Consider the following 6659-nt stretch of genomic DNA (forward strand, 5'->3'; position numbering starts at 1 on the left):
TCCCCTGCTGACTCGATCGTCTATGATGCACGGTCAGTCGGGAGGGGATAAGAGAAGACCAGCGCTGGTACGCTGGTCTTTGGTTTTTTTTTCTATACTAAGGAGTTGCTCAAGGTTATTGACCCATCATTCGCAGCAATCGAGCAAGCATGGCAGCTGCTTCCTGACGCTGGGACGAGCTGTGTGGTGCGAAGGCTGCGCCCTGGTTGCCCGGAACGGGCTTGCCTGTCACAATTCCCGCTTGCTGCAGTGCTGTAGAAGCATCCTCCGCATAAGCAGGAATATTCGCTTCATCCAGGAACGCTTCAGCGTCAGCGATGACAGGAAGCTTGAACGAGACAGCCTTGGCGAATCGTGTGATCATGACAGCCATCTCAGCTCGTGTGATGGGATTCTCCGGCAAGAAGCGTCCGTCACCTGTACCGGTCACGATACCTGCCTTCGAAGCCCAAGTCACTGCTGCCACATAGTAGGCAGTTGGCTTCACATCCGGATAGATGGAGCCAGAGCCACCAGTCGAGGCTGTGTTAGAGTTGGCGCCCGCCATCTTGGCGAGCATCATGGCGAAGTCAGCTCGAGTGACAGATGACTTCGGTGAGAAGAGGCCAGCCCCGTTGCCCTGAATGATCTGGCGTGCAGCCAGATAGGTGATGTCATCCTGAGCATAGCTGTTCTTCACATCCTGGAATACGACGGAACGATGTTGAATCTCGAAGGCGGACAGGCGGTTCACCCGGAACTGAATCGTGCCGGACTTCACGTCATAGCTGCCATTCGTGACCAGCTTCGGAGCGTGCCCTTCCTGAACGGCATAGACGACAACCGCTTGAGGATTCTCTCCAGGAGCCAGCGTATAAGGGATGCTCAGCGTTGCCCAGCCCTTCCCTAAGTCTTCAACCTGTTCCTTGCCGTTAGCTGCAAGGAGCTCATACACGGACCGCTCCCCGGCAGCCGCAGGCTTCTGCTTCATCGTTAAGACTGTCGTCGGGCCCTCTTGCATACTCGCGAGAGCTTGCAATGCATCCTGGTTGAATGCGGCCTTCCCGAGCGCGGTCTTCACGGTCAGGACAGGGGTAGTGGTCTGCTGGGCTGCCTTCCCGGCTGCAGTGATCAGCTCTGCCAGTGACTTCGCTGGCAGCTCGAGCTGGACCTCGCTAGGCTTACCGACAGCGGAGTCTTCCGCGACAATATTCATCGCTGCCTGCTTGCTTGGTTCCTTGCTGAAGGCATCAAGCGCCTTCGTGAACCATTCTTCAGATATGGACGCTGTTGTCCTGCTAGTCGGGCTGCTGCCCTTCACAATCTCTGCTTGCAGCGTCGCAATCACTGCGCTGCTCGTCGACTTAATATCTAGCACAGGACGGTCAGGTGCCGGAGGTGGGGTTGGTGTTCCGCCGCCGATTGGGCCTGATGTTGCTGGTGCATACACCTCTACAGTAGCAGCAGCGGTCAGGCCGTTGTACGTGGCTCTAAGTTCCTCCGTACCCGTCTTGTTAGATGACTCTAGCCGCTCCAGCTTGTCGTTCCATATCAATAGTCCGTGCTTGAACGTCCACTTCTGCACATGCCCGGTGTTCAAGGTGTATGTTCGGCCGAAGGCGTCCGTCGCGATGAGAGATGGCAGCTGGGAGGCGTAGGTCTCCATCTTGCCGGCTGCATTCAACTGCAGCTTCACCGGCTTCACGGTCTCTTGTCCTACGGTCTCTATCGTCACCGTATGCGACTTGCCTCCTGATGTCGCCGTAATGTGAGCGGTGCCTGCGCTGACCGCGCGAATCATCCCTGTCTGATCAACCGTAACTGCATCGGGGTTGTCAGATGTCCACTCCATGTTGATTAGCGGGAACTGGCTAATGTTCTGAATATAGCTGCTCGGATAGACGCTGAAGTCGCCGTAGAGGTCCAGCTTCGCGCTTGCGCCTTGTACGAGATTCATCTTGCCCTGCTGCAGCCCGGAATTGCTCACATAGACGCTGCGGACAAGTGGTGCATAGGTATAGTTCATCCCTGCGGAGCTTACCTTCAAGATGCCGGAGCCTAGAATATCACCATTGTCATGGCTCACATAGGCCTTATTAGCGGCGTTGCCGGTAATCGTATACGTCACGCCGTCCTTCTTCCATTGCTGCAGCGTGTGCAGATGGCCGAACAGCACTTGCACATCGACAGCAGGATGCTTGGCCTTGTACTTGCTCAGGATCTGCTCGAACTTCTCCGCTTCAGCAGGCGCCATCTCATGCTTCGTCCCGAAGTCGTCCTTGGTCATGACATGGTTAAGAATGAGGACATTCCGCTGCTTGTTCTCGTCCAGCAGACGCTGCAGATACTCGTACTGAGTGGAATCTGAAGCATCAATGGATTGCCCGTAAGCCGAATTCAGCCCGATAATGAGCGTGTTGCCGAAGTCGAAGTGGAACGTTGGCATGCCGAACAGCTTGTAGAAAATATCCAGAGTATTACGGAACGCCTCGTGATTACCAGGAATAACGAAGAATGGCTTCTGGATGAAGCGGTCGACATAGCCCCGCCCTGCATCGTAATCATCTTGCATTGCAGTATCCGTAATGTCACCGACATGAAGCACGAGCTCCGTATTCTCGGCAGCGACCTTCTTGTAGATCTGCTCCGTGAACGCATTGCCTTGGGTATCCGGGATAATCGAGATGTTGAATTGATCCGGATTGCTCGGCTGCGGCAAGGCTTGCAGAGTGAAGGACTGTGACTGCTGCAGGAGGTTGCCTGCTCGGTCCTTAGCATTCAGCTCTAGCGTATGCGGTCCGTCTGTGAGCGGCGCTTCCGGCATGGCGTAGCCCCAGCCTGTTGCCGCATCATAGGTTGCTGTTAATGGCTTGCCATCTAGCTTCATGGAGATGTCGGAAGCTTGCATGCCGCTCTTCGCGTCGCGCAGACGGAACGTAATACGTGGAACTGGCGTACGCACGGTGACATCAGCGCTTGGAGTCCAATCGCTAAGCACGGGTGCTTGCGTGTCGGGCGACAAGTCTACATGGAAGGTGCGATCAATGTTCGGCACGGATACGTTGCCGGCCATGTCCGTTGCTTCGACTAGCAATTGGTAATCACCAGCGGCAAGGTCGCGAAGCGCAATGCTGAGCTTGCCGGTCGCAGGGTCGAAGGTGTACTTGTCGTAATCTTGGTTATTCAGCTTGACAACAAGGGAGCCTGGCTTCAAGCCGGACTGCTCGTCGCGAATCGTCGTTGTCACATTGAAGGTGCCTGTATATACGTTATCCGACGCCGGCAAGGTGTCGCTGAATGCCGGACCGGAGAAGTCTTGCTGCTCGTCGGTGTAGATGTACTTCAGGTCGTCGAGGTAGAAGGTACCGCTGTAGTTCGGAATCAGCTTGTCCACTTCCACCGCATACAGGTAGTTCAGCGTAATCGGCAGCGCCCAATCCTGCGGGATCGGCACCTCCACATACTTCCAGCCTACCCAGTCAACCTTCGGTGCGATGTCGAGCGTCTTGTTCTGACCCCCGGTCTTGAAGATCGAGCGAAGCCAAGGAGCCTTGCCATCGCCATACACCCACATAGCGAACTTCTTAGGTCGAACTTCCGTCGTATACGTCTTGTACATCTCGTCTGCCAGAGCGTTCGTCCACTTGCCAGCGGCAGCGCCGGTCGCATAGTACCAATGCGGCACGATATTAATGGTACCGTTGAATGTCCGTGCCCAAGCAGCCGAATTGTAGTCCACCTTCAGACTATTCGCGCCAGCGTGCTTGATCTGCGTAGACTTGGAAGGATTGCTGCTCGTTGATGAGCCATATAGTGTAGCATTGCCGAACATATAGCCGGCGAGATGGTATCCTGATAGATCGAACGTCTCGAAGTCGTCGATCATCTTCTCCTTCAGTCCGACGATAATAGTCGCCGCAGCCGTCTTCCCTCCGAGTGTAACAGACAATGTTCCTGTTCCAGAGGATGCCTTAATCGTAACCTGGCCTTGATCATTCACCTCTCCTAGTGCAGGATCAAGACTCCAGTCAGCAGCCGAAGGATCCATAATGACCGGCTTACCGGCATCGTCGAGCGCTGACAGAGCGAAGGAGCGTACATCTCCAGGTTGTAAAATAATATCACCTTGTTGAACATAAGCAAGTGAAGCGACATGGTCGACAATGCTGATGGCTGCGTTGCCGGTCACGTCGTCCACCTTGACGGAGACGCTGCCAGTGCCTGCCTGATCCGGCGCTGTGTAATGTCCTGTCTCGTCGATGACTCCGTTATCGGTTGAGAAGGAGCCCTTCTTCAGTCCCTGCTGGAACGGATTGCCGTTCTTATCCGTGACGCGGTACCCGAATGTATAGCTCGAACCCTTGAAGATGGAGATGGGCTTGTCCACGATGACCGTACCGACGTCAGCGACCGGGAGGGCGCCGCTCGTGAACAGAATCGAATTCGTCACTTCACGCGAGCTTCCGTCACTAGGATGATTAACCGTTGCTGCGCGGTCAGAGCCGCTTCGACGGACGAGCATCTCCGTGGAACCGCCGCCGTCGAGGTTAATAGCGGCGATTGCGCCTTGGGAGGACATATAGGCTGCCAGGTCCGGCAGCGTGACGCCATCGCTGTCATTGAACTGTGCACTCGCCTTATCAACCGTGACGGCTATGATTCGTCCGTCCGCAGTCAGACCGATTGCTGATCTCGCATTAGCCGTATTGACAAGCGTATCCGCATAGCCCTTGGCCAGCATCTCGGCCGAAGTCAACGCCTTGCCGTCCTTCACGAGCCAGCTATAGGAGCTGACGGCTTGTACAATATCATTGTTCAAGGCTGGGGTTGCACCTTCGCCCTGATACAGGTCGAACTGGTAGGAGATAGGCTGGTCCTTGGCCGTATTAGCGCGAAGCCAGGCTGCTTGGGTTCCGAACGCAGCGATGACAACGCCATCTGCAGGAATGTCCAAGCCGCGGACATTGTCACCGATGAGGCTGACTTGGCCGGTGATTGCCTTGCCGGCTGCTAGATTCTCAGGCTGTGAGATGCCGGTTACGATTACGTAGGCCGACGTGTCTGCATAGGTCGCTGCAGCGTCGAATGCCACCTTGCCCGTCTTGGAGAAGGAAGGCGTATAGAGGACGATGCGATTGTTCACATTCTCATTACGGTTGAGATTGTCTATGGGCATCGATGCGGTGTCGGCTGTCAGGGTGCCCTTCATGGCCAGCTTGTCGATGTGAGGCTTGCCTGCTGAATCGACGAAGAAGGCAGGCGACACATCGGCTGATGCGGGAGTTGTGTGATTGACGAGCAGATGCCCATCCTGCACCTGAAGGCCGTAGTTGATTCCTGTCTGGACACCGAACATATCGGCATTCATACCTGCTACTACTCGGCGGCCGCGCACAGTCTCGCGCTCGATCTGCCGGCCTACCGTTTCTTTGGCTACGACACGATCAGATGCCTTCGAGATGAGGACAGATGTGTCTGGATCGGCGAGATCTACCGTCAGTTGGTTCAGCCGCTGACGAATGTTTTTGCGACCGAAGAATCGGATGTCCTTCTCCATGTATCCAATGCCATTGGAGATGCGCTCATCCACAAGGGTAGTAGGCTGCTCGTCCGGCTTAGGATCCACTTGCAGATTGAACAAGCTGACCGGTTCACCAAGCAGATTAGGGGCGACGAAGCTCTCGGTCACACCAGGGAAGGTCCCCAATACGATCTTGCGAAGATCTCGGCTCTGTTCATCAAGCGATGGATTCGGCACATAGATGATATAACCATTGTCCGGAATCGTCAGATCCTTCGTTGCGTAGTTCGGTCCATCCGGAAGCGTGACACCGGCTGGGTTCTGGGTTGTATATTCCTTGCCATTGAAGTCTACATACTTCACCAGTACGCCATTGTCTATGTACAGCGCTACTCCGTAAGCATTCTTCGGATTGACAGTCGCGCCTGTCTTCCAAGTGTAGATGCTTGCCTTGCTCGCTGCCGCTCGGTCTATACCGCCGAGCTCGATGCAGTAGTTGTCCTTGTTGACGATATAGGACAAGCTGCTGCCCGTATAGTTCGTGCATGGGAATGTTGCTGCCATAGTGGATGCCACAGTCTGCGCCGGATCGGCGCTTGCTGCAGCGAGAGTCGTTCCGCTTCCGTTCATGGCACTGCCCCACAGCAGCAGTGCTGCGAACCAGAGAGCGGTCCATCTTGATGCCTGTCTGTACATGTTCTTCTACTCCTCCTCCAATGTTGGCCACTTATATTAATCTAGTAGTTAGGCCAACGCTTAATATAGAGGAGATATATTAGTCGAGTATCATCGTAGTTTGAACTTCTTGCAAAGCAGCCCAGTATGTAACAATTGAGGTTGAATTGGGAAAAGGCTCGGCGCGATTAAGGTGCATTTCTGCACTTAAATCACCGCGCCGATGGTTGAGTCGCTTGGTGCGTCACCCGAGGGAGCTTGAAGCGATTTAGGTGCATTTTTGCACCTGAATGACCTCGTCCGAGTGAGTTTGAAGCGATTCAGGTGCATTTTTGCACCTGAATGACCTCGTCCGAGTGAGCTTGAAGCGATTCAGGTGCATTTTTGCACCTGAATGACCGCACTCGAGGGTGCTTGCGGCTCAGCCCCCTAAATCCGGAGTCCACCCATACAATCTTACATCAGTCGTAGCTTTTCTTCTTTT

1 protein-coding gene is annotated in these 6659 nt (G+C 54.7%); it reads right to left on the reverse strand.

Annotated elements, in window-relative coordinates; translation table 11 throughout:
* Positions 1-115: 115 nt before the first annotated feature.
* Positions 116-6196, reverse strand: coding sequence for a phosphodiester glycosidase family protein (locus ACFO9Q_RS18980; RefSeq protein WP_379185009.1), 6081 nt, complete (start codon positions 6194-6196; stop codon positions 116-118).
* Positions 6197-6659: the final 463 nt, after the last annotated feature.

Source organism: Paenibacillus sp. GCM10023252 (genome assembly GCF_042653305.1).
In the GTDB taxonomy this organism is placed as follows: Bacteria; Bacillota; Bacilli; order Paenibacillales; family Paenibacillaceae; genus Pristimantibacillus.

Excerpts from the sequence above, each read along its gene's own strand:
- ACFO9Q_RS18980 (WP_379185009.1), bottom strand. The coding sequence starts at position 6,196 with ATGTACAGACAGGCATCAAGATGGACCGCTCTCTGGTTCGCAGCACTG.